Here is a 23,994-nt window from a genome sequence, read left to right as displayed (position 1 = left end):
TATGTATAATGTCATAAAGTCAGAAGTGAATAATATCCCTGTAGTGATCATAGAAACCGGTAAGTTCAAAACAATCACCCTGCAGATACAGCTGAGATCTAAGATGACCCGTGATAGAGTTACCGCACGAAACCTGTTATCACAGATGATGATCAAACGTACTGACAGGCATAAGGGAGAGGCAGAACTGATGAACCATCTTGCACATTACTACGGGGCCCATCTGACCACAGGGGCCAGCCGTAAGGGGCAGGATCATATCGTGTCGTTTGCCATGGAGTTTGTCAATGACAAATTTATCAAAGAAGACATGAACGTTCCCCAGGAGATGTGCACCGTTTTAAATGAAGTGCTGAAGACGCCGTTCAATTATGATGGCGCATTCCAGGCTTTTTTTGAACGTGAAAAACGGCTTTATAAAAACCGCTTGAAAAGTATGAAGGATAATCGTGCCCAGGCCAGTTTTCAGGCAATGGTCGACACGATGTTCGAGCATGAGGACTACAAATATCTGCCGCATGGTGTGCTGGAAGATATTGATGCACTGACCCTCGACGATGTTAAAGCTGAACATAAAAAAATGATGGCGGAAGATGATATGGTCATTTTAGCAGCAGGCAGTGTCAATGAATCGATCACAGAAGAACTGTCACTCATTTATGCGAGAGAAACCCCTGTGGAACAGACCCATCAGCCGTATCCCCATGCTGCTGTCGGTGAAGTAAAACGGGAAACAGATCATCAGCAGATTGAACAGGCAAAGTTAAACATGGGTTTCAGGGCAGATTTGGACAGTGCGACAATGCGTATGGCTTTTAACGTGCTGAATCAGATGTTTGGGGGCTCGCCATCAAGCTACTTGTTCAGTAATATTAGGGAAAAGCAGAGTCTTGCCTATCAGATTGGTTCACAGATTGATATGAGAAATGGCTATATGTTTGTCATGGGCGGGGTCGATCCTGAAAATCTCAAAAAAGCCGAAACCGGTATTTTAGAGGAGCTTGAACGCTTCAGAAACGGTGATTTCAAAGATGAATTTCTCAATGAAATCAAAGGTATGATGAGAGTGAACCGCAAGGAGATCATGGATAAACCAAAGGGATTGATCGCCCTTGAATACAACCATCTTCTGAAATCAGAAGGGACACCCTCATGGGAAGCACAGCTCGAGAGCGTTGACAGGGAAATGATTATTGAAGTCAGCCGAAATGTAAAACTGGATACGATCTACGTATTGAGGGAGAGTGAAAAGAATGAAGCTGATTGAGTATAAAGACATTGATGAAAAAGTGTACAGACATACAAACGCTAACGGCCTGGAAACTTTCATCGTTCAAAAACCGGGTTACAGTAAGAAATTTGCCACGTATACGGCGAAATACGGCTCAATGGATGATCATTTCACAGTAGATGGCGAGTCACATCGTGTGCCTGACGGCATTGCACATTTTTTAGAACATAAAATGTTTGAGAAAGAAGACGGGGATGTATTCAATCTGTTTTCAAAATATGGAGCCAGCGCGAATGCGTTTACGTCATATGACCGGACCTCCTATCTTTTCAGTGCAACGGATGATTTTGATAAAAACCTCAAACTTCTGATGAATATGGTTGAACAGCCATATTTTACCGATGAAACGGTTGAGAACGAAATAGGCATCATCAATGAAGAGATAAAAATGTATCAGGATAACCCTGGATACAGGCTTTATTTTGAAACCTTAAACCAAATGTATCATCATTTACCGGTAAAAACGGATATTGCCGGTACTCAGGCATCCATCAGCAAAATTACAAAAGAGCATCTGTTCCTCTGTCATTCCACATTTTATCACCCATCTAATATGGTGCTGATCCTGGTCGGGGATTTCGATGTTGAAGCATTGATGACATTTGTTGATGAGCACCAAAACGCCCGCGGTATTGAATATATCCCAGAGATAGAACGAAAACTGCCCGAGGAACCTGCAGATATTGTGCAAAAGGAAAATATTATTGAGATGGATGTGCAGGAGACTAAGATAATGCTCGGATTCAAAAGCATGCAGGAGTCATTGGATAATACAGCAAGACAGAGACGCGACATTTCAATGATTTTTGCCCTGGATATGGTTTTTGGGGAACAGTCCGAATTCTATTATGAAATGATGGATAGCGGTCTGATAGATGATTCCTTTAATTACAGCCATATGGAAGAAGCTTCATTTGCCCATACGATGATCGCTCTGAATACCCAGGATCCAAAAACATTCAGGAATCGATTTATTCAAATTATCGATGAAGTCAAACAGAAAGAATTTTTCACGGAAGAGAAGCTGTCAAACCAGAAAAGGGAAATTCTCGGCGATTATCTTGCCAGCCTGAATTCACCGGAATATATCGCTAATCAGTTCACCAAGTATCATCTGGATGGCTATGACCTGTATCACCTTCCTGAAATCATTGATGATATCACTGTTGACGAAGTAAAAGCGGACTTCATTGATGTAATGGACACCGATTACATGGTGGAGTGTATATTGAAACCGCATGGCTAGGTATATTATCATAGGCAGTACCGGTGACATAGGAAGTGCTGTACATAAAGCTCTGGACGGCAATGAAATCATCACATTTTCAAAATCAAGGCCTGCCAGATACGACAGTACGCACTATTTTCTTGATTTATCAAAACCGTTTGATCAGGGGCTGCTTAAAGAAAAATTGGGGAATATAGACAGTGTGGATGGTCTGATCTGGTGCCCTGGTGAGAGTTTATACAGCCTGATACAGGATACTGCACTGGAGGCGGTGGATACACAGTATCACCTGTCTATCCGTTCCCTGGTGACATTTATACACACCCTTCTCCCCCTCCTGAAAAGAAGCAAAAATGGGCGTATTATTGTCATCACTTCCGTCTGGGGGAGAAATGGCGCGAGTTTTGAAAGTATATATGCCTCGATGAAAGGTGCTCAGGAGGCCCTTGTCAAGTCTCTGGCGAAGGAACTTGCGGCTACAGATATTACTGTGAACGCTATAGCACCGGGGGTTGTAAAAGGAGCAATGACAGATATGCTCTCCGCTGAAGACCAGGCCTCTCTGATTGACGAATTACCTCAGAGGAAGTTTGTGGACACCGATGAGATTGCACATGCCATAAAGTATCTGTTGGATGAAAAAGCGGATTCAGTGACTGGTGAGATCATGAATATCAACGGGGGGTGGTACACGTGAGTGAAGAAAAAATTGAAGGCAAGGCGATGTATCCGGAAAGAAATATTGAGCAGTATATGGAATATGAGATTTTAAATAACCGGCCGGGACTGCTCGGAGATATCTCCTCCCTTCTCGGCAATCTGGGGATCAGCATCAACACGATCAACGGTGTTGAGAACCGGAGACGCGGGCTTCTTGTGCGCACGGACGAAATGAATAAACTGCAGCGTTTTCAGCAAATGTCAAGGTATATCGATGATATCAACATGCTGAAGGTAAGAAAACCGCAGGTCAGAGACCGTCTGGCAGTCAGACACGGCAGATTCATCAAACGGGCAGAAGAAGATAAGAAAGTATTCCGTTTTACCCGTGAGGAAATCGGTATACTGGTGGATTTTCTTGCAGAAATTTTCCAAGAGGAGGGCCACCGTCTGATCGGTATCAGAGGGATGCCGCGCGTCGGGAAAACAGAATCCGTCGTCGCAGGCAGTGTGACAGCCAAGAAAAAATGGCTGTTTCTGTCATCCACTCTGATAAAACAGACGGAGCGGACCAGTCTGTTAAAAGGTGAGTATAATGATAATAATGTATTCATCATTGACGGTGCTGTGACGACGAATTCCACAAAGGAAAAGCATAATCAGGTCATCAGGGAAATCATGAATTTTCCGGCGATCAAAGTGGTGGAACATCCTGACCTTCTGGTGGAGAGTCTGCGGTATAAGATAGATGATTTTGACTATATCATTGAACTTCGTGAGGATGAGAACCAGGAGATCACGTATGAGAAACACAAGAAGAAACACTGGTTTCAAAATGATGATATGGATTTCTTTGGTGGAATGTAGGAGGTAACAGAACCATGAAACTTGGGGCATATTTAAAAGAGAAACGTGAAAATTCCGGTATTACACTTAAAGAAATACAGGAGAAATCCGGCATCCGGAAAAGCATCATCAAGACAATTGAAGCCGATGATTTCTCGCGTCTGCCGGATCCCAGGCATACAAAATATCTGATCGGCCAATATGCGGATACACTGGGACTCGATGGTAATGCCCTGATCGAAAAACACGCTGATGAATTTCCTGACTATACTGTAGAGGGTAAGAAGCGTCATCAATCCGGTAACGAAGATTATAAGTATCTGAAAAAGGTATTGATCAGTTTTCTTGTGATGATTGGTGTATTGTTCACTGGCTGGATGATTCTGCTTCAGATCGGTTCAGAAGCGGATATTTTTGAGCAGAAACCTGTTTATGATGTAAGTGATGTCAGCATTGAAGAAAGTGAAGAGGCTTCAGAGGAAGAATCCACCGAGGAAACCCCTGAGGAATCAACGGAGGAAGCGTCGACCGAGGAAGCGGCTGGTAATACAGAATTTTCATTTACAGGTTCAGAGGGCAATACTCTGTATTATGATATACAGACAGACGGTCCGTTCACACTTTCTCTGAGCGGCGGCAGTGCTTCGTGGGTGACGCTTTCTGATGATGCAGGCAATACATATGCATACGAAGAGCTGAGTGAAGGGGAGTTTGATATCGCTGAAGAAGCGAATATCCTCTATCTGACGCTGGGCAACTCTACGGACTTCTCGGTCATGGTTGATGGTGAGACGCTGGACGATGCCCAGAAGCCGGATGCTGTGACGGTGTATTACCAATTCAATATAGAAAAGGAGTAAGCTTATGAATATACCTAATCAACTGACAGTGTTTAGGGTAGTGCTTATCCCTGTTTTCCTGTGTTTTGCTCTCATTGATTTCGGTTTTGGAACAATTTCGGCCCTTGGCGGAGAGGAAATAAGGATCAGCCAGTTTATTGCCGCCGTCATTTTCATCATAGCGGCGCTGACCGATTTTGTTGACGGTTATCTGGCCAGAAGATGGAGCCTGATCACCAACACGGGAAAGTTCCTTGATCCGCTGGCAGATAAAGTGCTGGTAACCGCAGGTTTGATCGTATTAGTCGAATGGCAGATGATTTCATCCTGGATCGCAGTATTGATCATTGCAAGAGAATTTGCAGTCACCGGGCTCCGGCTTCTGCAGATCGAGCAGGGATTTGTCTCGGCTGCCGGACAGCTCGGCAAGATAAAAACCATTTTTCAGATGATCGCGCTTGGCCTGCTCCTGTTCGGTGATCTGTTCACTCAGTATCTGCCTTTCTCCCTGGGTATGATTACGATGTATATTGCTGTATTCTTTACAGCTTTATCAGGCATTGAATACTTTTATAAAGGGCGGGCGGTATTTATGGCTGATAAGGAAAAATAAAATACGCACGTTTTACAGTACGACTATGTTATTGTTGATGTATGGAGATTGCTGAAAAGGGAAAACTGGTTCCGGTATTATGAAAAATGATTTTAAACAGCGAATATACGTTCGCTTTTTATATTTTCTCGTGATATAATAATAATCAAGAGAAATATTGGAGGGTTATTATGGACGAAAGACAAAAAGCGATTGATACAGTGATAAAGAATATGGAAAAGTCATTTGGCAAAGGTGCGGTCATGAAACTCGGGGATGAATCGGTACGTAAAGTATCCGCAACTTCAAGCGGGTCGATCACCCTGGACAGTGCCCTTGGTGTCGGCGGCTATCCAAACGGCAGGATCGTCGAAGTCTATGGTCCGGAATCCTCCGGTAAAACAACCGTGGCACTTCACGCTATTGCTGCAGCACAAAAAGATGGCGGTATTGCGGCCTTCATCGATGCAGAGCATGCCCTTGATCCCGAGTATGCCAAAACGCTTGGCGTAGATATTGAAAACTTGTACCTGTCACAGCCGGACACAGGAGAACAGGGGCTTGAAATAGCTGAAGCGTTTGTAAGAAGCGGAGCGGTGGACATTGTGGTTGTAGACTCTGTGGCAGCACTCACACCGAAGGCGGAAATCGAAGGTGAAATGGGTGACGCGCACGTCGGTCTTCAGGCCCGCCTGATGTCCCAGGCGCTCAGGAAATTGTCCGGTGCAATTTCGAAAAGTAATACGACAGCTGTTTTTATTAACCAGATACGTGAAAAAGTGGGTGTGATGTTCGGCAATCCGGAAACTACCCCCGGCGGACGTGCGCTTAAATTCTACAGTTCGGTGCGGCTGGAGGTCAGGCGTGCGGAACAGCTTAAGCTCGGTCAGCAAATTGTAGGCAACCGTACGAAGCTTAAAGTGGTTAAAAACAAGGTTGCACCGCCTTTTCGTGTTGCTGAAGTGGATATGATGTACGGCGAAGGGATATCCAAGACCGGAGAACTTGTAGATCTTGGCGCCGAACATGAAATCATACAGAAAAGCGGCGCATGGTATTCCTATGAAGGTGAACGGCTCGGCCAGGGTAAAGAGAATGTGAAAGCTCATCTTAAGAATAATCCTGAACTTCTGGCAGAAATTGAAGAAAAACTGAGGAAGGCGCTCGGTTTCGGAGAAAATGCAGAAGAAAGCGAATCGGAGGAGTCTTCAGAAACACCGTCAGAGTCATTGTTTGAAGACGATGAAAATTAATAATGAACAGTCAGGCACCTGAAAGCGGAGTGCGCTTTTATGGTGCTTGATTTTATGTACAAATATCTTTAGAATTGATTATATATAATATTAGGTTTGGATTATATTATATACAACAATAGCTAGAGCCTGTTAGGGAGGTGTTTATTGTGGACATGATAGACATTTTCTTAATCTTGCTTGGCATTATTCTAGGTGTTGTAATCGGATATTTTATCGTCAGAGATATTTTGACTAAACGGCAGCAGAAGGCTCGGAACTCTGCAGAAAACATTATCAGTGAAGCAGAGAAAGAAGCTGAAAGTCTCAAAAAGGAAAAGCTGCTCGAGGCAAAAGAGGAGAACCAGGATCTCAAAGATGCGTTTGAACGTGAATCCAATGCAACCAGGGAAGAGTTTAAAGCGCAGGAATCCAGGCTTCTCCAAAGGGAACAGACGCTCGATCGTAAGAGTGAAGTTCTGGATAACAAGGACGGGGCACTGGATAACAAAGAAGCCAAAATTGAAGAAAAACAGCAAATGGTTGATGCCGAGGATCAGAAGATTAAAGAAATCATCAGTCGGCAAGAAGAAGAGTTATCCCGCATCTCCGGACTTACACGTGATGAAGCACGTAATGAAATCTTCACAGAAGTGGAAAAAGAACTGTCACACGATATGGCCGTAATGGTTAAAGAGAAAGAAGATCAAATGAAACAGGAAGTGGATAAGAAAGCGAAAGAGCTGCTCGCTGTAACAGCACAGCGCTATGCAGCTGAGTATACAAGTGAATCCACAGTATCTGTAGTCAACCTGCCCAACGATGAAATGAAAGGACGCATCATTGGCAGAGAAGGCAGAAACATACGTACGCTTGAAACGTTAACCGGCATCGATTTAATTATCGATGATACGCCGGAAGCTGTCATTCTTTCAGGATTTGATCCGATACGCCGCTCTATTGCTAAAAATGCATTAGAAGCATTGGTCGAAGATGGAAGAATTCATCCGGGGCGAATTGAAGAAATGGTGGATAAAGCGAAACGCAGTATGGAAACAAACATCAGAGATGCCGGGGAGGCAGCAGCATTTGAACTGGATATCCACAATCTTCATCCGGAACTTGTGAAACATCTGGGTAAGATGAAATTCCGCCTGAGCTATGGCCAGAATGTATTGAAACATTCAGTGGAAGTCGGTCATCTGGCCGGGATGCTTGCAAGCGAACTGGGAGAAGATGTCCAATTGGCAAAACGCGCAGGACTGCTGCATGATATTGGTAAAGCCATTGATCATGAAATGGAAGGAAGCCATGTTGAGATCGGTGTTGAACTTGCTAAACGGTATAAGGAACACGAGACGGTCGTCAATACGATTCATTCCCACCATGGTGATGTGGAACCGACAAGTATTATCGCCATTATTGCAGCTGCGGCGGATGCACTCAGTGCAGCGAGACCGGGGGCGAGAAGAGAAACACTTGAAAATTACGTCAAACGGCTCGAAAAACTTGAATCCATTGCGGAGAACTATGAAGGTGTTGAAAAAACCTTTGCGATCCAGGCCGGGCGTGAAATCCGCGTGATGATCAAGCCCGATGAGGTGGATGACCTCAGCGCGCACAGGCTGGCAAGGGACATTAAGAAACAAGTCGAAGATGAACTGCAATATCCTGGGCACATCAAAGTGACAGTGGTCCGAGAGATGAGGGCAGTAGAATATGCCAAATAGAAAACCAGCAGGGTTTCCTGCTGGTTTTTTATACGATTTATAAGTTAATCTCTATATTGCGGATATTTTTAAACGCTTCGCTTGTTTCATGGGTTCTGTTTGAATAACGTTCATATTTCTCTGCAAGTTTGTAGGCGCTGAGATAGAGTTCCAGGCTATCTTTGGCTTTATCTTCAACGGACTCACTTTTTGATGGGTTTGCCATGAGTGTAAGTTTTGCAAATTCCTTCGGGTCGATGGATAATGTCAAATTGATTCACTCCTAAATATTTTATTGATTAAAAATACCCTGAAACATGTATAATAAAACATGTAATTTACAATTAAAGGATGGAATATAATGCGCATTTTATTTATAGGGGACATAGTCGGAAAAATCGGCAGAAGAATGCTGAGTGAACATCTGATGAAACTGAAAAAGGAATACGGTGCCCAGGTGACTGTTGTGAACGGGGAAAATGCTGCCCACGGCAAAGGCATTACAAAAAAATTATACAAGGAAATTTTAATGTATGGTGCGGATTTCATCACACTTGGAAACCATACCTACGCCAAAAGTGAGGTCTATGAACTTCTGGATTCAGACGTGCGCATGGTCCGTCCGGCGAATTACCCTGAAGAGAATCCAGGGAGAGGATATGATTTTATCAATGTCAATGGAGAGAAACTTCTGATCATGAACCTGCAGGGAAGAAGTTTCATGCCGGCGATTGACTGTCCGTTCAAAAAGGCGGATGAAATATTGGCGAATAATGAAGCGACAGCCGTATTCGTAGATTTTCACAGTGAAACAACAAGTGAAAGCATTGCAATGGGCCGCTATCTTGACGGCAGGGCGGATGCTGTTGTCGGCACACACACACACGTACAGACAAATGATGAACAGGTGCTGCCTGAAGGCACAAAATACATTACAGATGCGGGCATGACCGGATTTAAAGATGGCGTGCTGGGAATCAGAAAAGAAGAAGTGATCGAACGGTTTCTTACACAGATGCCGGTACGTCACGAAGTGCCGGAAGAAGGTGAAGGGATCTTATCCGGTGTCATCATCGATACAAAAACCAATAAAATCGATAAGATAAGGATCGAGGAAAAGAGAGCGCAGCCGCAGGACTGATTTTTGAGAAACTCCCCCATGATATCGAAAAGTCCCCCTCAATTCTGATATATTAATTTACAATAAGCGGGCGATAAATTATAACGACCGCTTCAAAAGTATCATGTAAAGCGATCTATCTGATGTATAAGGCTGAATTCGAATGGATGGATGCATACACCAAAGGCGTGATGCAGCTTTTCGTGTATTTTTTACTTTTATTCTGTTAAATATACAACAGTTGTGTCATAATTAAAAAAATAGTTCGGTTATCGAAAGAAATGGGTGGAACGATTGGTTACAGTTTATAAGTATGCCCTGACCTATAAATGGTTCATTGTCATCGCCCTGTTGTTCATGCTGGTGGAATTGGCCGCTGAACTCACTCAGCCATATCTGATTTCAAAGGTCATCGATGACGGGATCGTTGCACAGGATATTGATGTGGTTTGGTTTTACCTGCTGGTCATGATACTGATCAGCGCTGCCGCATTTTTGAGCGGGGTGGGAAATACATATTTTTCCGCCCATATCGCCACCGGTTTCAGCTATGATCTCAGGACCGCGATCTTCAAAAGAATACAGTACTTTACACTGGCCACGCTGTCCAGGTTTCCGACGTCCAGTCTGATTACCCGGTTGACACAGGATATCCTGCAGACGGAGAGCCTTTTGTACATGTCCCTCCGTATTATGCTGAGAGCTCCTCTAATGGTCATCGGTTCGCTGGTGATGTCGTTTGTCGTCAATCCGGTGCTTGGCTTCTACCTGTCAATTTTAACGCCGGTGCTGCTGATATTTTTATTTGTTGTGGCGAGAAAAGGCGGCAAAGTGTTTTTGAGCGTTCAAAAAAGATTGGATAAAATCAACCGGTTCATCCAGCAGAATCTCGAAGCTGTCAGACTGATCAAAGCGAACGACCGGGGTGCATTCGAAACAGATAAATTCAGCAGAGTTGCCGACCGATTGAAGACGGACACGGTATATGCTTTGCGATTGATGGAATCCATCATGCCGGTATTGCTCCTCATCATCAACGGCAGTCTGCTGATTGTCATCTGGATGTCATCCAGCCTGTTGCAGGCGGGCAATGTGCAGGTCGGGGAAGTGGTAGCAGTCATCAACTACGGCCTCAGAATGCAGGGCGGTTTCTCAATGTTCGCATTCATCATCATGATATTCAGCCGTTCCAAGGCATCGAGTGAACGTATGGAAGAAGTGCTAAAATCCCCGATCAGCGTCAACAAAAAAGCCAAGGCGGCCAAAGAAGATAAAGCTGGCTCTTTAAAATTTGAAAATGTATCATTCAAATATCCTGGGTCTTCCAAGTATGTTCTTGAGGATATCTCTTTTGATGTCTCAGAAAATGAGAAGTTTGTCATCATGGGCGGCACAGGATCAGGCAAGAGCACACTGCTCAGCCTGATCCCAAGGATGTATGATGTTGAAGAGGGGAATGTATATGTCAATGGTAAAAATGTCAGTGAATGGCACGAAGACGATCTGCGGGAGGCCATCGGCTACGTCCCCCAGTCGGCTGTGCTATTTTCAGGCAGTATTTATGATAACCTGCTCTGGGGCGACTTGGCGGCGGAAGCGTCGGAAATATACACTTCTGCGAAAAAAGCGCAGATCCATCATTCCATCGAATCATTTGATCACAGATATGACACCCGTGTCGGCCAGCGGGGTGTCACTTTGTCCGGCGGACAGAAGCAGCGCTTATCCATTGCCCGGGCGCTGGTCAGAAAGCCTTCCATCCTGATTCTGGACGACAGCACATCAGCGCTTGACATTAAAACTGAATCAGCCCTCTGGGATGCTTTGAAAGATGAAAATGCCACGAGAGTCATCGTCACCCAAAAAATTATTACAGCAAAAACCGCTGACCGGATCCTGTTGATGGATGATGGCAGAATCAGTGCAATCGGGGCTCATGCAGAACTGATGGAACAATCCGTCCTTTACCGCAGGATTGCAGAGTCCCAGTCAAAAGGGGGACATCTCGATGATTGATTTTCTCAGGCGGCCTTTTGGTCATGAACCGATACTGTCAAAAGAGGATCTTACGAAGCGAAGGCGGAAGGAGGCAGCCCGGGCGAATGACATACCGGGCACTCTGAAACGGCTGTGGAAATTCATCTCCGAGGAGAAAATTCTGCTATACGGCATTATTCTGCTTGTGACACTGACCAGTCTGCTCAGCATTACCGGACCGTTTCTGGTCGGTTATATCGTGGATAATTATTTTGTGCCGCGTGCGTTTGACGGACTTTTCCGAATCCTGCTGATCTTACTGATCACCTACATCCTTCTGTCAACAACTCAGTACATTGCAGCGTTCCTGATGGTGGGACTGTCACAGCGGACCGTTTACAAGATGCGCCGCCGGCTGTTCTCACATATGCAGAAGCTGCCCATAAGCTTCTTTGATCAACGGCAGCATGGCGAACTGATGAGCCGGATGACCAATGATATTGAGACCATATCACAGACGCTGAATTCGTCTTTCATCCAATTGACGACAAGCATCGTCACTTTGATCGGCACAGTCAGTGTGATGATCTATCTGAGTCCGCTCCTGACATTGGTGACGATGACCGTTATCCCGGTATTGGTTCTGGCGGTGAAATATATTACAACACGCACCGGACCGCTATATAAAAAACGTCAGGAATCCACTGGAGAACTCAATGCGTATATTGAAGAGATGGTCTCCGGACAGGAAATTGTAAAAGTCTTTTCACAGGAAGAAACGGCGATCAATAACTTTAATGCCCGTGCCCGCAGCCTCAGGGAAATAACGTTCTGGGCATTTCTTTTCGCCGGCCTCATCCCCAAAGTGATGAATACGCTGAACAACATCAGCTTTACGATTGTTGCCGGTGTCGGCGGTTTGTTTGTATTCTTCACCAACGGTATTGTCACGATTGGAACTATTGTCGTCTTTGCCGAGTATGCGAGGCAATTTACCCGGCCGCTGGCTGACTTGTCGAACCAGTTTAACCAGGTCCTTTCAGCCATTGCGGGCGCAGAGCGTGTTTTCGGCATCATGAACACAGAAACAGAAGCGGATAATGGCACGATTACAGAGCGGGAGATCAAAGGTGAAATCGAGTTCGATCATGTGACTTTTTCCTACGACTCTGACCAGCTGGCACCGACGATCAATGATTTAAGCTTCAGGATTGTCCCTGGGGAATCCATCGCCCTAATCGGTGCGACCGGTGCCGGTAAGACCACCGTCATGCAGCTGCTGGCGAGGTTTTATGAGACGGACGGTGGAGCAGTGAAAATTGATGGTGACGATATCCTCGATTATCAGCGCAGTGTCGTGCGTTCCCAGACAGCATTCGTGCTTCAGGAACCGTATCTGTTCGAAGCGACAATCAGAGAAAATATCCGTTACGGCAGGCTCGATGCAACCGATGAAGAAGTGATTGAAGCGGCAGAATTGGCGAATGCCCACGATTTCATCATTCAGCTGGAAGCGGGCTATGACACGGTGCTTGAAGCAAATGATGGTTTTGTCTCCCAGGGTCAGAAGCAATTGATCTCAATTGCCCGGGCACTGATTACCGATCCGGCAATTCTGCTGCTTGACGAAGCGACAAGCAGTATCGATACAGTGACGGAGTTGAAGATCCAGGAGGCGCTTGAACGTCTGATGAAAGACAGGACAAGCATCATTATTGCCCACCGTCTGAATACAATTAAAGCGGTGGACAGGATATTCGTGATGGCACATGGGAAGCTGGCGGAAAGCGGGACCGACAGCGAACTGATGGCCCATGGCGGCCATTATTACCAGATGATTGCCGATAATGAATAGGCCGCAGACTTCACAAACCGGTTCAGATGTATTAAGATGTAAATAATCGAATAAAATTCATTACCACTAGGGGTGTCCGAATGGACTGAGAATTACCCTTACCACCTGATCTAGATGATACTAGCGTAGGGAAGTGGCATATTTTCATATATGCACACCACTCCGCTAGTGGTGTGTTTTTTATTTGAAAATATTTAATGGAGGTTATCGATTTGACGCTCAGAAAAGGTTTGACGCTCGCTGATGTACTGATCACTGTGGTCGTCGCACTTGTATTCGCAGTGGTCTACTCGATTTGGGGCGGTGTTTATACGGCACTTCAGCCGCTCGGGCTGCATTTGAACGAGCTGGTCTACGGCGTATGGTTCATCGCGGCTGTTGTGGCCTATCTAATAATCAGGAAACCCGGTGTCGCACTTATCGCTGAATTCGCAGCTGCTTCGGGGGAAACTATTGTCATGCTGCAGTTTGATGTCATGCTGATGCTATACGGTGTTATCCAGGGACTGGCATGTGAAATTGTTTTCGCACTAATCAGATATAAGAGCGTGTCATTGATGGCTGCTGTGTCAGCAGGTGTTGCCGCCGCTTTGTCCACGCTGCCGCTGGATTGGTTTTACGGGTATCTGGGGCAGCTTGAAACATGGAACCTGGTATTGATGATCGGCTTCAGAGTGTTGAGTGGTGCACTGATTGCCGGATGGCTGGCCCATGTATTATATCGTGCCTTGAAAGAAACCGGTGTCCTGAAACTGGTTGGCAGCCGCAGGGCTGGTCATGATGAGGGGTTGTAAAATATGATTGAGATAAAAAATCTGCGGCTTAGATTTCCCGACGCGGAGGAAAAGCGCTTCACCGGCCTGGATATCACGATTAAAGAGAAAGAGAAGGTACTGATTCTCGGCCCCAGCGGGTCGGGTAAGAGCACGCTCCTCAATGTCATGGGATCGCTGATTCCGCATGCCATGGAGGTGCCGTTAAAAGCATCAGTGCTTAATGTGCCCAAAAATGGCGCATATGTATTCCAGGAACCGGATTCTCAGTTTACCATGCCGAGTGTGGCTGAAGAACTCGCGTTTGTTCTCGAGAACAAGTCAGCCCCGGTTAACGGCATGGAAGAAAGAATCAAGACGGTATTGGATACAGTGGGATTGGATGTTGATATCCGTACGACTATTGACACGCTCTCTGGCGGTATGAAACAAAAACTTGCGGTTGCCTCCGCCCTATTGCAGAATGCTGAAACATTTTTCTTGGATGAACCGACAAGCATGCTGGATGAATCCGCCGCCAGAAATTTATGGGAGACAGTCGGAAGTATCTGGGACGATAAGACCGTGGTCATTGTGGAACACCGTGTCGACCATATCTGGGATATGGTTGACCGGGTAATATTAATGGATGATTCAGGCGGAATCACAGCCGATGGAGCGCCCGGACAAATATTAGAAGAACAGCGGGCACTGCTGGATGCATTTGGTGTCTGGCACCCCTATTCATGGCACCGGGCGCCCGCCCCGGTTTCCTATGATCCGGGTGAAACACTGATCAGACTTGAAGGATTAAAGATCACCAGAGGGAAAAGGCAGATTCTCCATGCCGACGGCATAAATATCAATAAGGGTGAGTGGGTGACTGTTGAAGGCGGGAATGGCAGTGGTAAAACCAGTTTTCTGCTGGCAATCATGAAACTGATAAAGTCAGATGGCCGTATCCATTACAGAGACAGAAATATCACGAAAACATCGGAGATCGCCGGAGACGTCTATCCGGTTTTTCAGAATCCGGAACTGCAGTTTATCACCCATAAGGTATTTGATGAAGTTTATATCAATTTAGAATTGCACTTTGACAAAACAGAGGCGATGAGACAGACAGGCTTAATACTCGAAAGGATGGGCCTGGCGCCCCTCTCCCATCTCCACCCCCTTGAAATATCGACAGGCCAGAAAAGGCGGCTCAGTGTTGCGACCGCTGCAGGAGGCGTCCCAGAGGTCATTATGCTGGATGAACCGACGTTTGGCCTGGATCAGAACCATGCATTCAGGCTCCTTGAGTTATTTGACGAGATGGTCAGACAGGGAACAACAGTTGTGATGATTACCCATGACGAAGAGATTAAGAAACGTTATCCGTCAAAACGACTGATGATCGAAGATGGCATGCTGCGTGAGAAAACAGGTGTTGAAAATGCTTGATATGATCAAGAATTACACGACGTTTATCGACAGGACCAACCCTGTGACTAAACTATCATTAGGTGTGATGATTTTTATCACCGTTGTATTGATGCATAATCCGAATCAGTTATTTTACCTGGCGCTGATGCTGATGCTGACACTCCTGCTGTTTTCAGGCGTCCGGATAAGGTATCTTGTCCTGCTGATTGGTGTCATGCTGGCATTCGGATTATTTTCCAGTGCCTACATGATTTTCTATGGTGAAGGGCGTACGACATTATTCAGTTTCGGCATCATCCATGTGACTGAAGAGAGCCTCATGCGCGGCATCCATATAATGATGAGGGGGCTTGCGTTATCATTTTTCGGCGCTCTAATCATATTTACGACACGGATTACAGATGTCTTCTACAGTCTGATGCAACAGCTCAGGATAAAACCGAAATACGCCTATTCATTTATGGCTGCCATACGCATGGTACCGATCATCGCCCGGGAATATATATCGCTGCGCCAGGCACGCAAAGTCAGGAAGCCCCTGATCCATAAAAAATATGTTTCAGGTATTACAGGCTTTAAAACGACCATTGTCACGCTGCTCAGCCAGAGTATACGGAGAGCATGGCGGCTGAGTGTGGCAATGGAGTCCAAAGGTTTTGATGACGGACCGAGGACTTACTATCATCAGACATCATTTTCAATCTCTGACTTCTGGCTGGTGATTTTTACAGTACTGCTCTTTATCTTTTCAATGATTTTCGGAACAATTATTGAACCTTTTGCAACAACTGATGCAAGATAGTCCAAATCGTGGTGAAACACCTTTGAATTATAGGGATAAAACATTTATACTTGTGTATAGATTTTAAAATGGAGAATATAAATCCCGAACGATTTTCGATTCAATATATGTAGAGGTGGAAGTAAAATGTATTCGAAGGACGAAATTGTAGAAGAAGCGAAACAGCTGGGCAGAATGATGTCGGAAACCGAGCAGGTTGAATTCTTCAAGAAGGCGGAAGCGAAGATTCATGAAAATAAAGAAGTCCGTGAGAAGATGGCAAGTCTGAAGAGCCTGCAGAAACAGGCAGTCAACTTTCAGAATTACGGTAAGGACCGTGCTTATCAGATGACTGAGGAAAAGATCAAAAATCTGGAGACGGAACTGGATGAGATGCCGATTGTCGTCCAGTTTAAGGAATCGCAGGGTGAGGTTAACGGACTGCTGCAGATGGTTTCCCACGCCATCAGCAAGACAGTTACAGAGGACGTCATCACATCCACCGGCGGGGACCTTCTTCAGGGGGAGACCGGCGCAGCGATGAGAAACAACCCAAACAATCAGCAGTAAGAGACAAAAGAGTATTAAATATAAAGGCTGTTCATCTTAACGAGATGTACAGCCTTTTGTTAAATAGGGGGAGTATATGACACGGAATATCACCTTAACGGGAGTATTTGTCGCTTTGAATGTCGTTCTCGGCCTTTTTATTATCATTCCCCTAGGGCCGGTGAGAGCAGCCCCTGTTCAGCATCTGATCAATGTAATCAGCGTTGTTTTCACAGGTCCTTGGAGCATTGCCCAGGCCTTTCTGTCATCAACGATCCGCGTGCTGATGAATACGGGATCACCCTTCGCATATCCGGGCAGCATGGTCGGTGCGCTCCTGGCGTGGCTGATGTACAGGAAATTCAGGACACTTCATATGAGCGCCATCGGTGAAGTCATCGGCACCGGCATCATTGGTTCGATAGCGACACTGCCGCTGATTATGGTTCTGGGGCTGGAACTCGACTTCTTTTATGTGTTGGCCCCGGCCTTTATCGCCAGTTCGTTAATCGGTGCGGCACTCAGCTGGTTTATACTCAGACAGCTGGATAAAAAAGGGATACTTGAACGCTTCAACAAGTAAAGTGCATCATGGTATAATTAAAAAGACAATCAGAGAGATGGAAGTGTTGATATGACAAAAGTAACGCCGATGATGCAGCAGTATCTGAACATCAAAGACGAACACCCTGATGCATTGCTTTTATACAGGCTGGGGGATTTCTACGAACTTTTCTATGATGATGCAGTTGTAGCAAGTAAAATTCTGGAAATCACCCTGACTTCAAGGGATAAGAATAAAGACGCGGTACCGATGTGCGGGGTCCCGTATCACTCTGCCAAAGGGTATATGGAAAAGCTCATCGATCATGGCTATAAGATCGCCATCTGCGAGCAGATGGAAGACCCGAAGCAGTCAAAGGGCATGGTTGCCCGGGAAGTGGTCCGTATTATTACTCCCGGCACCCTGATCGATGACTTCGGGATGGACGACGGCAGCAACTTCATCCTCTCTTTATTGGAACGCGGGGGGGTTTATAGTGCCGCCTATTCCGATATTTCCACCGGGGAAATCAATGCGTTTTCAGCCCGGGATCTGACTGTCCTGAAAAGTGAAATCGACCGGGTCAGACCAAGTGAAATCGTTGTTGAGGAGAATAGCACAGGCATACTGGCGGAATTATATCAGGATCCTCCGTTCAATACGGCCTATTCAAACGAAGATGAATTTCCACTGGATTACAGCCGGGAAATTACAAACAGTGAAAAAGAAGTGCTGAATTTGCTGGTCGCCTATATCAGAGCGCATAATATGCGTGAATTGAAGCATTTCAGAACGGTCGAAAAACATAAAATTAAGGAGACGATGCAGCTGAACTATGCTGCAATTTCCAATCTTGAATTGCTGGAGAGCCTCCAGACGAAAAAAACCAAGGGTTCGTTGTTCTGGTACCTGAATAAAACGGGCACGCCGATGGGCAAAAGGAAACTCAGAAAATGGATGGAGCGGCCTTTGCTTGATAAAAATGCGATAAAACTCAGGCAGGATGCAGTCCAAACGCTCCTTGATCACTTTTTGGAACGGGAAGATATCCGCATGAATCTGGATAATGTATATGATATCGAGCGGCTGGCCGGCAGGCTCAGCTTCGGTAATATCGATGCCAGGGATCTGGTGCAGCTGAAGGATTCACTGCGTTCACTGCCACATATAAAGGCTGCACTGGCAGAGGCAGGACTGATCGATTCACCATTATTCAAAGACTGCGATACACTGGATGATGTCTGCGCTATACTGGAAGAGAGTCTGTCAGACTCCCCCCCGAAAACAATTCGTGAAGGCGGAATTTTCAAAGAAGGCTTCAGTGAAAAACTGGATGAACTCAAATATATATCTGACAACGGCCGTTCCTGGCTGAACGGATATATAGAGGATGAGCGTGAACGCACAGGTGTCAAAAATTTGAAAGTCGGATTCAATAAAGTATTTGGCTACTACATCGAGATATCGAAAGCGAATGCCCAAAATTTTGATGCGGAAAAGTTCGATTATAACCGTAAGCAGACACTGACGAATGCAGAGCGTTTTATCACACCGGAATTAAAAGAAATGGAAAACAAAATTCTGGGTGCGGAAGATGAAAGTATTATATTGGAATATGAGCTGTTTACAGACCTCAGGGATGAAATGGAGTCATACATCCCAAGGCTTCAGGGAACAGCGGACATCATCAGCACTCTGGACTGCCTCATTTCATTTGCCGCTGTTGCCAACGATTACAGGCTCGTCAGACCAGAGTTTACAGAAGGGGAACTGTCGATTGAAGACGGCCGGCACCCTGTCATAGAGAAAGTGATCGGAGAAAACACTTACGTGCCAAATTCATTGGAAATGACTGACACGGCATTCCTCTATCTCATCACAGGGCCGAATATGTCGGGTAAAAGTACTTATATGCGTCAGACGGCGATTATCTGTATACTTGCCCAAATAGGGATGTATGTTCCGGCAAAATCAGCCAGAGTGCCGATATTCGACCAAATTTTTACACGTATTGGTGCGAGCGACGATCTGGCTAGTGGTAAGTCGACATTCATGATAGAAATGATGGAAGCTGATGAAGCATTGAAAAATGCAACAAAAGACAGCCTGCTGATTTTTGATGAGATTGGCCGGGGCACATCGACGTACGACGGCATGGCGCTGGCACAGGCAATGCTCGAATATATCCATGAAGAAATCGGCGCCAAAACGCTGTTCTCGACCCATTATCACGAAATCACCCGGCTCGGCAACACTTTAGACGGCCTGAAAAATGTCCATGTCAAGGCGACGGAGTATGACGGCAAACTCGTTTTCCTGCATAAGGTAAAGCCCGGTGCAGTAGAACGCAGCTACGGTATACATGTCGCCCGGCTGGCAGAACTGCCGGGCAAAGTGACCCACAGAGCAGATGAGCTGTTGCATGTTTTTGAGGGCGGCACAGATATCTCCGCTGATATGCAGCTTGAACTGCCGCTGGATGATTCTGAGGCCGATAACGCACATCCTGTGGTGGATATGCTCAAGGATGCCGATATCGACAATATGACTCCGATGGATGCCATGATGACATTAAGCGAAATGAAAAAGAGACTGGAAGGCGAGTGATTAGATGTCTCCGATCAGAGTACTCGATCCAAAAATACAGAATAAGATCGCTGCGGGTGAAGTGGTTGAGCGCCCCAGTTCAGTCATCAAGGAACTGATTGAGAATTCAGTTGACGCAAATGCCGATGAAATCGAAGTGTTCATCGAGGAATCGGGGATGAAGCTGATGCGCATCGTCGATAATGGCGAAGGTATCCATCATACCGATGGGCCGCTGTTGTTCCAGCGCCATGCGACGAGTAAAATCGATGATGATTACGATTTATTCCAGATCAGGTCACTCGGCTTCAGAGGCGAAGCGCTGGCAAGTATCGGTGCCGTTTCTAAAGTAAAAGTGGAAACAAAACATCGCGAGGGTGACCCAGTCCTCATACAGTTTGAAGGCGGCACGCTTAAAGAAGAGATGCCGGGCAGGGAAAGACAGGGCACTGATATATCCATCAGTGAATTATTCTATAATACACCGGCCCGTTTAAAATATGTAAAGTCCATGCGTACTGAGAGCGGCAAGATCATTGATATCGTCCAAAAGATGGCACTGTCTCAACCCCATATCAGCTTCAGGCTTATAGTGGATCACAAAGAGCGGCTTTTAACAAAAGGAAACGGCAATTTAAAAGAAGTCATCAGTGACATATATGGTATTAATATCGCCCGGCAGGCGGTAAAGATAGAAGCGTCGGATGCGGACTTTAAGTTGTCCGGCTATGCGGTCAGACCGGAAATCAGCAGGAGTCACAGAAATTTCATCCATACTTCAGTAAACAACCGCCATATCAGAAATTTCAAACTGTCCCAGTCGGTAATCAACGCTTATCACACGCTGCTGGCCAAAGACAAATATCCGATTGTCATCATAAATGTTGAAATGGACCCCAAATTAGTCGATGTAAATGTCCATCCGTCTAAAGTGGAAGTCAGATTTTCAAAAGAGCGTGAACTGAATACACTGGTTGAACAGTCAATACGCAATACTTTAAGAAATGAAATGCTCATCCCGGATGTTTCGACTGGAAATAGTGCACCTGTTGACAAAACTGAACAGCCGGCGATGGATTTCTCCGGAGCAAAAAAGGATGCACTGACAGAACAGATCAAACGACCGGAATCTGTCGAAGAATCGGATATCACCCGCAAAACATCGTTACCGTATCAGACAGAAACAAAAGGCGTTTACGGGCCGGACAGAAACACTGCGAAACAGTTGCAGGATGATGTTGCTGAGTTTAAAGGACCGGAGCAGTCCAGCTCCGGCAGCAGGGATATCAAAGCAATGATTGACGAACCACTTGAAGATAGCAGATCCGTTAAGGAAAAACTGCCTTATCTGGAAATCATCGGGCAGCTGCACGGCACGTATATCATTATGCAAAATGAGTCAGGGATGTATATGATGGACCAGCATGCCGCACAGGAAAGAATTAAATATGAGTTCTACTACGATCATATCAATACTGAACAGGATGAAGGCGTGCCGCTGCTCATCCCCTATAATTTCGAGTTCCCGCTGGATGATATCATCACGATTGATGAGAAACTGAGGGATTTGAGGGCTCTGGGATTCGAAATTGATAAAACTGGCATCAAACAATATTCAGTCACCAGGCATCCCAGCTGGATCAAAGAAAAGAATCCGGAGGCGGACATTGAAGACCTTATTCAATTCATTGCCAGAGCAGACAATTTTTCGGCCAGTAAATACCGTGAAGAGATGTCGATTATGATGAGCTGCAAGCAATCGATAAAGGCCAATCACTATTTGGATAAAGCGCATATGGAAGCCCTGCTCTCGGAGCTTCGGAAGTGTGATTCACCATATACTTGTCCGCACGGCAGGCCGGTCATCATCCACATGACCACGTATGAAATAGAACGCATGTTCAACAGAATTATGAAATAGGGGGAGAAGGCATGAAAATTTATGAAGAATTTATCAGGAATGAAGACAGACAGATTGCTGTCAAGGTTTTCATGCCGGAAAAACCTGTCTGCGCAGTGCAGATACTGCATGGTATGGCCGAACATATGGAACGTTATTCTGAGATGATGGCATGGTTCGCGATGAATGATTGCATGGTAGTCATGCATAATCACAGAGGCCATGGGGCGGATGCAGAAACGCCGGGACATTTTGAAGATTTCAATCTATTGATCACAGACGCACTGGCCGTCTCATCAATCATTCCCGGAGACTGCAGAAAATTTATCCTCGGGCATTCCATGGGATCGATTGCAGCACGTCGGCTGCTTGAGACAAATGTCTATGATGGTGGAATTATCGTCGGCACAGGCAATAAGGATACGGTCGCTGATTTTATTTCAGCGAAAGCGATGGCGTCGATTGCCAAAGCAGCACCGGCGAAAAAAAGTAAAACAATCAACAAACTGGCATTTTTAGGTTATGACAGCAGTTTTAAAGGGAATCATAGTAACAGATGGCTGTGCAGCGATGACACAGTAGTGAATAACTACAACCGTGATCCCCATTGTGGATTTCTGATGAGTAACCGCGCGCTTTATGAGATATTGAGGCATATCGGACAGGCGCAAAAACAACAGAATCTGAAATCCATCGCCAGTCATTTACCGATACTGTTAATCGGCGGCAAGGAAGATCCTTTTTCAAATAACGGCCGGGATCTGCGCAGATTGGCAAAAACGTTCATCCGCTATACTGATTCAGTGACAGTGCAGCTCTATGAAGACTCAAGGCATGAAGTGCTTTTTGAAAAGAATCGTGAGCAGGTTTACAGCAGACTGCTGGAATGGGTGATGAAACATGTCTGACAAGAAGAAGTTGCTTATATTGGCCGGGCCAACAGCAATTGGCAAAACCGCACTCAGTATAGAGATCGCCAAAAGATTCAATCTGGAGATTATCAGCGGCGATTCGATGCAGGTGTACAGAGGTATGGATATAGGTACCGGGAAAATCCCCGAAGATAAGAAAGCAGGGGTTAACCACCATATGATTGATATCATGAATCCAAGCATCTCATTTTCTGTACAGGAGTTCCAGAAGTATGTGGTTGAAATCATTGATGAAATTCATGAAGACGGCAGGATACCGTTTATCGTGGGGGGCACCGGGCATTACATACGTGCACTCGTATATGGCTATGAATTTGATGAGGAAGACGATGGGGAGAAACAGGACCTTACAGAAAAGTTCGAGGCGATGGGCACGACTGTACTCCATGACAGATTAAGCGAACTGGCACCGGAATTGGCTGAGGAGATCCATCCAAACAACAGGAAGCGTGTCATCAGAACACTGGTGAAATACGAACTGAGTGACAGAATCAGCAGCAGGACCGGGCCCGGCTACACAGATGAATTGAAATATGATACATTTATCGTAGGATTGACACGTGAACGGAAGAATATTTACGCAAATATAAACGACAGAGTTGAGCAGATGATTGCAGAAGGACTGGAAGAAGAAGCACGAGAGCTGTTTGATCACAGGTCTCCATCCAGAACAGCCGCGCAGGCAATCGGGTATAAGGAATTCGTACCCTATTTTGAAGGCATTGAGACTTTGGAGAATGTCAAAAACAGGATTAAACAGAATACCAGACAATTTGCTAAACGGCAGCTGACGTTTTTCAGGAACCAGCTGCCGGTGGCGTGGTATGATATGGATAAAGGACAGACGGATATAATATCTGAAGATATATATCAATTTCTACAGACAAAGGAGAGAAGGTAGGATGGCTAATGATAACCTGCAAGATAAGTTCCTCAGTGAGTTCAAAGAATCCGCAACAGAAGTGACGGTATTCCTGGTTAATGGTTTTCAGCTCAAAGGCACGGTCGTAGACTTTGATAAGTATGTGATTCAACTGTATTCCGGCGGCAAGGATAATCTGATATATAAGCATGCCATCAGCACGTTCATGAAATGATGGACTCAGCATCCCAATCCACCCGGATGGGGTGCTTTTTTAGCTCCCGGCAGTACATACAGTAATTAATAACGGA

At 45.5% G+C, this 23,994-nt stretch carries 22 protein-coding genes and 1 riboswitch; of the genes, 21 read left to right on the top strand and 1 reads right to left on the bottom strand.

The genetic code is table 11. The features are described from left to right. Position 1 precedes the first annotated feature (1 nt). The 8 genes from yfmF to rny all read left to right on the top strand — a co-directional run bounded on the left by yfmF (position 2) and on the right by rny (position 8,418). Positions 2-1,267 (top strand): EF-P 5-aminopentanol modification-associated protein YfmF, encoded by a 1,266-nt coding sequence (gene yfmF, locus G343_RS0113190; protein WP_020008631.1) that lies wholly within the window; start codon positions 2-4, stop codon positions 1,265-1,267. Next, positions 1,254-2,537, top strand: a complete 1,284-nt coding sequence (gene yfmH, locus G343_RS0113185; protein ID WP_020008630.1) for an EF-P 5-aminopentanol modification-associated protein YfmH — start codon at positions 1,254-1,256, stop codon at positions 2,535-2,537. Before yfmF ends, yfmH begins: the two co-directional genes overlap by 14 nt. After that, entirely contained in the window at positions 2,530-3,216 is a 687-nt protein-coding gene (locus tag G343_RS0113180; protein WP_020008629.1) for an SDR family NAD(P)-dependent oxidoreductase, read from the top strand. Before yfmH ends, G343_RS0113180 begins: the two co-directional genes overlap by 8 nt. A gap of 26 nt (positions 3,217-3,242) precedes the next feature. After that, positions 3,243-4,046, top strand: coding sequence for a DUF3388 domain-containing protein (locus G343_RS0113175; protein ID WP_026366401.1), 804 nt, complete (start codon positions 3,243-3,245; stop codon positions 4,044-4,046). A gap of 14 nt (positions 4,047-4,060) precedes the next feature. Further along, the gene (locus G343_RS0113170) at positions 4,061-4,885 is read left to right on the top strand and encodes a helix-turn-helix domain-containing protein (RefSeq protein ID WP_020008627.1); all 825 of its coding nucleotides are present in this window, start codon (positions 4,061-4,063) and stop codon (positions 4,883-4,885) included. Between the two features lie 4 nt (positions 4,886-4,889). Further along, on the top strand, positions 4,890-5,477 hold the full coding sequence (gene pgsA, locus G343_RS0113165) for a CDP-diacylglycerol--glycerol-3-phosphate 3-phosphatidyltransferase (RefSeq protein ID WP_020008626.1): 588 nt from the start codon (positions 4,890-4,892) through the stop codon (positions 5,475-5,477). 170 nt (positions 5,478-5,647) lie between these two features. After that, positions 5,648-6,709 carry a recombinase RecA gene (gene recA, locus G343_RS0113160; RefSeq protein WP_020008625.1) on the top strand — a complete coding sequence of 354 codons (1,062 nt, stop codon included), beginning with the start codon at positions 5,648-5,650 and terminating at the stop codon, positions 6,707-6,709. 149 nt (positions 6,710-6,858) lie between these two features. After that, the gene (gene rny / locus G343_RS0113155; protein WP_020008624.1) at positions 6,859-8,418 is read left to right on the top strand and encodes a ribonuclease Y; all 1,560 of its coding nucleotides are present in this window, start codon (positions 6,859-6,861) and stop codon (positions 8,416-8,418) included. Positions 8,419-8,455: 37 nt separating this feature from the next. Here the strand turns inward: rny and G343_RS0113150 are convergent, their stop codons facing one another. Then, the gene (locus tag G343_RS0113150; protein ID WP_020008623.1) at positions 8,456-8,668 is read right to left on the bottom strand and encodes a hypothetical protein; all 213 of its coding nucleotides are present in this window, start codon (positions 8,666-8,668) and stop codon (positions 8,456-8,458) included. Between the two features lie 90 nt (positions 8,669-8,758). Here G343_RS0113150 and G343_RS0113145 point away from each other — a divergent pair, with 90 nt between their 5' ends. The 13 genes from G343_RS0113145 (at position 8,759) to hfq (ending at position 23,918) form a co-directional block, all read left to right on the top strand. Beyond that, complete coding sequence (locus tag G343_RS0113145) at positions 8,759-9,538, top strand: TIGR00282 family metallophosphoesterase (RefSeq protein WP_020008622.1); 780 nt, start codon at positions 8,759-8,761, stop codon at positions 9,536-9,538. A 273-nt stretch (positions 9,539-9,811) separates the two neighbouring features. Further along, a complete protein-coding gene (locus G343_RS0113140) occupies positions 9,812-11,533 on the top strand; it encodes an ABC transporter ATP-binding protein (protein WP_020008621.1) in 1,722 nt (573 codons plus the stop codon). Beyond that, positions 11,526-13,349, top strand: coding sequence for an ABC transporter ATP-binding protein (locus G343_RS0113135; protein ID WP_020008620.1), 1,824 nt, complete (start codon positions 11,526-11,528; stop codon positions 13,347-13,349). The genes G343_RS0113140 and G343_RS0113135 overlap by 8 nt, the downstream gene beginning before the upstream one ends. A gap of 58 nt (positions 13,350-13,407) precedes the next feature. Beyond that, positions 13,408-13,498, top strand: a riboswitch (TPP riboswitch). 63 nt (positions 13,499-13,561) lie between these two features. Next, complete coding sequence (locus tag G343_RS0113130) at positions 13,562-14,143, top strand: ECF transporter S component (protein ID WP_020008619.1); 582 nt, start codon at positions 13,562-13,564, stop codon at positions 14,141-14,143. A 3-nt stretch (positions 14,144-14,146) separates the two neighbouring features. Further along, complete coding sequence (locus G343_RS0113125; RefSeq protein WP_020008618.1) at positions 14,147-15,547, top strand: ABC transporter ATP-binding protein; 1,401 nt, start codon at positions 14,147-14,149, stop codon at positions 15,545-15,547. Beyond that, positions 15,540-16,331 carry an energy-coupling factor transporter transmembrane component T family protein gene (locus tag G343_RS0113120; protein ID WP_020008617.1) on the top strand — a complete coding sequence of 264 codons (792 nt, stop codon included), beginning with the start codon at positions 15,540-15,542 and terminating at the stop codon, positions 16,329-16,331. The genes G343_RS0113125 and G343_RS0113120 overlap by 8 nt, the downstream gene beginning before the upstream one ends. Positions 16,332-16,457: 126 nt before the next feature. Next, the gene (locus G343_RS0113115; protein ID WP_020008616.1) at positions 16,458-16,880 is read left to right on the top strand and encodes a YlbF/YmcA family competence regulator; all 423 of its coding nucleotides are present in this window, start codon (positions 16,458-16,460) and stop codon (positions 16,878-16,880) included. 76 nt (positions 16,881-16,956) lie between these two features. Further along, on the top strand, positions 16,957-17,442 hold the full coding sequence (gene thiW / locus G343_RS0113110; protein ID WP_020008615.1) for an energy coupling factor transporter S component ThiW: 486 nt from the start codon (positions 16,957-16,959) through the stop codon (positions 17,440-17,442). A gap of 51 nt (positions 17,443-17,493) precedes the next feature. Continuing rightward, on the top strand, positions 17,494-20,010 hold the full coding sequence (gene mutS / locus G343_RS0113105; protein WP_020008614.1) for a DNA mismatch repair protein MutS: 2,517 nt from the start codon (positions 17,494-17,496) through the stop codon (positions 20,008-20,010). 4 nt (positions 20,011-20,014) lie between these two features. Then, on the top strand, positions 20,015-21,910 hold the full coding sequence (mutL, locus tag G343_RS0113100) for a DNA mismatch repair endonuclease MutL (RefSeq protein ID WP_020008613.1): 1,896 nt from the start codon (positions 20,015-20,017) through the stop codon (positions 21,908-21,910). Positions 21,911-21,921: 11 nt separating this feature from the next. After that, on the top strand, positions 21,922-22,797 hold the full coding sequence (locus G343_RS0113095) for an alpha/beta fold hydrolase (protein ID WP_020008612.1): 876 nt from the start codon (positions 21,922-21,924) through the stop codon (positions 22,795-22,797). Continuing rightward, positions 22,790-23,722 carry a tRNA (adenosine(37)-N6)-dimethylallyltransferase MiaA gene (gene miaA, locus G343_RS0113090; RefSeq protein WP_020008611.1) on the top strand — a complete coding sequence of 311 codons (933 nt, stop codon included), beginning with the start codon at positions 22,790-22,792 and terminating at the stop codon, positions 23,720-23,722. Before G343_RS0113095 ends, miaA begins: the two co-directional genes overlap by 8 nt. 1 nt (position 23,723) lies before the next feature. After that, positions 23,724-23,918 (top strand): RNA chaperone Hfq, encoded by a 195-nt coding sequence (gene hfq, locus G343_RS14715; RefSeq protein ID WP_020008610.1) that lies wholly within the window; start codon positions 23,724-23,726, stop codon positions 23,916-23,918. Positions 23,919-23,994 lie beyond the last annotated feature (76 nt).

The sequence above is a fragment of the Salinicoccus albus DSM 19776 genome (assembly GCF_000385175.1).
GTDB classification, from domain to species: domain Bacteria; phylum Bacillota; class Bacilli; order Staphylococcales; family Salinicoccaceae; genus Salinicoccus; species Salinicoccus albus.
The sequence above is the reverse complement of the archived record's forward strand: the minus strand, read 5'-3'. Positions and strand labels throughout refer to the sequence as shown.

Excerpts from the sequence above, each read along its gene's own strand:
- yfmF (WP_020008631.1), top strand. The coding sequence starts at position 2 with ATGTATAATGTCATAAAGTCAGAAGTGAATAATATCCCTGTAGTGATC.
- yfmH (WP_020008630.1), top strand. The coding sequence starts at position 1,254 with ATGAAGCTGATTGAGTATAAAGACATTGATGAAAAAGTGTACAGACAT.
- G343_RS0113180 (WP_020008629.1), top strand. The coding sequence starts at position 2,530 with ATGGCTAGGTATATTATCATAGGCAGTACCGGTGACATAGGAAGTGCT.
- G343_RS0113175 (WP_026366401.1), top strand. The coding sequence starts at position 3,243 with ATGTATCCGGAAAGAAATATTGAGCAGTATATGGAATATGAGATTTTA.
- G343_RS0113170 (WP_020008627.1), top strand. The coding sequence starts at position 4,061 with ATGAAACTTGGGGCATATTTAAAAGAGAAACGTGAAAATTCCGGTATT.
- pgsA (WP_020008626.1), top strand. The coding sequence starts at position 4,890 with ATGAATATACCTAATCAACTGACAGTGTTTAGGGTAGTGCTTATCCCT.
- recA (WP_020008625.1), top strand. The coding sequence starts at position 5,648 with ATGGACGAAAGACAAAAAGCGATTGATACAGTGATAAAGAATATGGAA.
- G343_RS0113145 (WP_020008622.1), top strand. The coding sequence starts at position 8,759 with ATGCGCATTTTATTTATAGGGGACATAGTCGGAAAAATCGGCAGAAGA.
- G343_RS0113135 (WP_020008620.1), top strand. The coding sequence starts at position 11,526 with ATGATTGATTTTCTCAGGCGGCCTTTTGGTCATGAACCGATACTGTCA.
- G343_RS0113125 (WP_020008618.1), top strand. The coding sequence starts at position 14,147 with ATGATTGAGATAAAAAATCTGCGGCTTAGATTTCCCGACGCGGAGGAA.
- G343_RS0113120 (WP_020008617.1), top strand. The coding sequence starts at position 15,540 with ATGCTTGATATGATCAAGAATTACACGACGTTTATCGACAGGACCAAC.
- G343_RS0113115 (WP_020008616.1), top strand. The coding sequence starts at position 16,458 with ATGTATTCGAAGGACGAAATTGTAGAAGAAGCGAAACAGCTGGGCAGA.
- thiW (WP_020008615.1), top strand. The coding sequence starts at position 16,957 with ATGACACGGAATATCACCTTAACGGGAGTATTTGTCGCTTTGAATGTC.
- mutS (WP_020008614.1), top strand. The coding sequence starts at position 17,494 with ATGACAAAAGTAACGCCGATGATGCAGCAGTATCTGAACATCAAAGAC.
- mutL (WP_020008613.1), top strand. The coding sequence starts at position 20,015 with ATGTCTCCGATCAGAGTACTCGATCCAAAAATACAGAATAAGATCGCT.
- G343_RS0113095 (WP_020008612.1), top strand. The coding sequence starts at position 21,922 with ATGAAAATTTATGAAGAATTTATCAGGAATGAAGACAGACAGATTGCT.
- miaA (WP_020008611.1), top strand. The coding sequence starts at position 22,790 with ATGTCTGACAAGAAGAAGTTGCTTATATTGGCCGGGCCAACAGCAATT.
- hfq (WP_020008610.1), top strand. The coding sequence starts at position 23,724 with ATGGCTAATGATAACCTGCAAGATAAGTTCCTCAGTGAGTTCAAAGAA.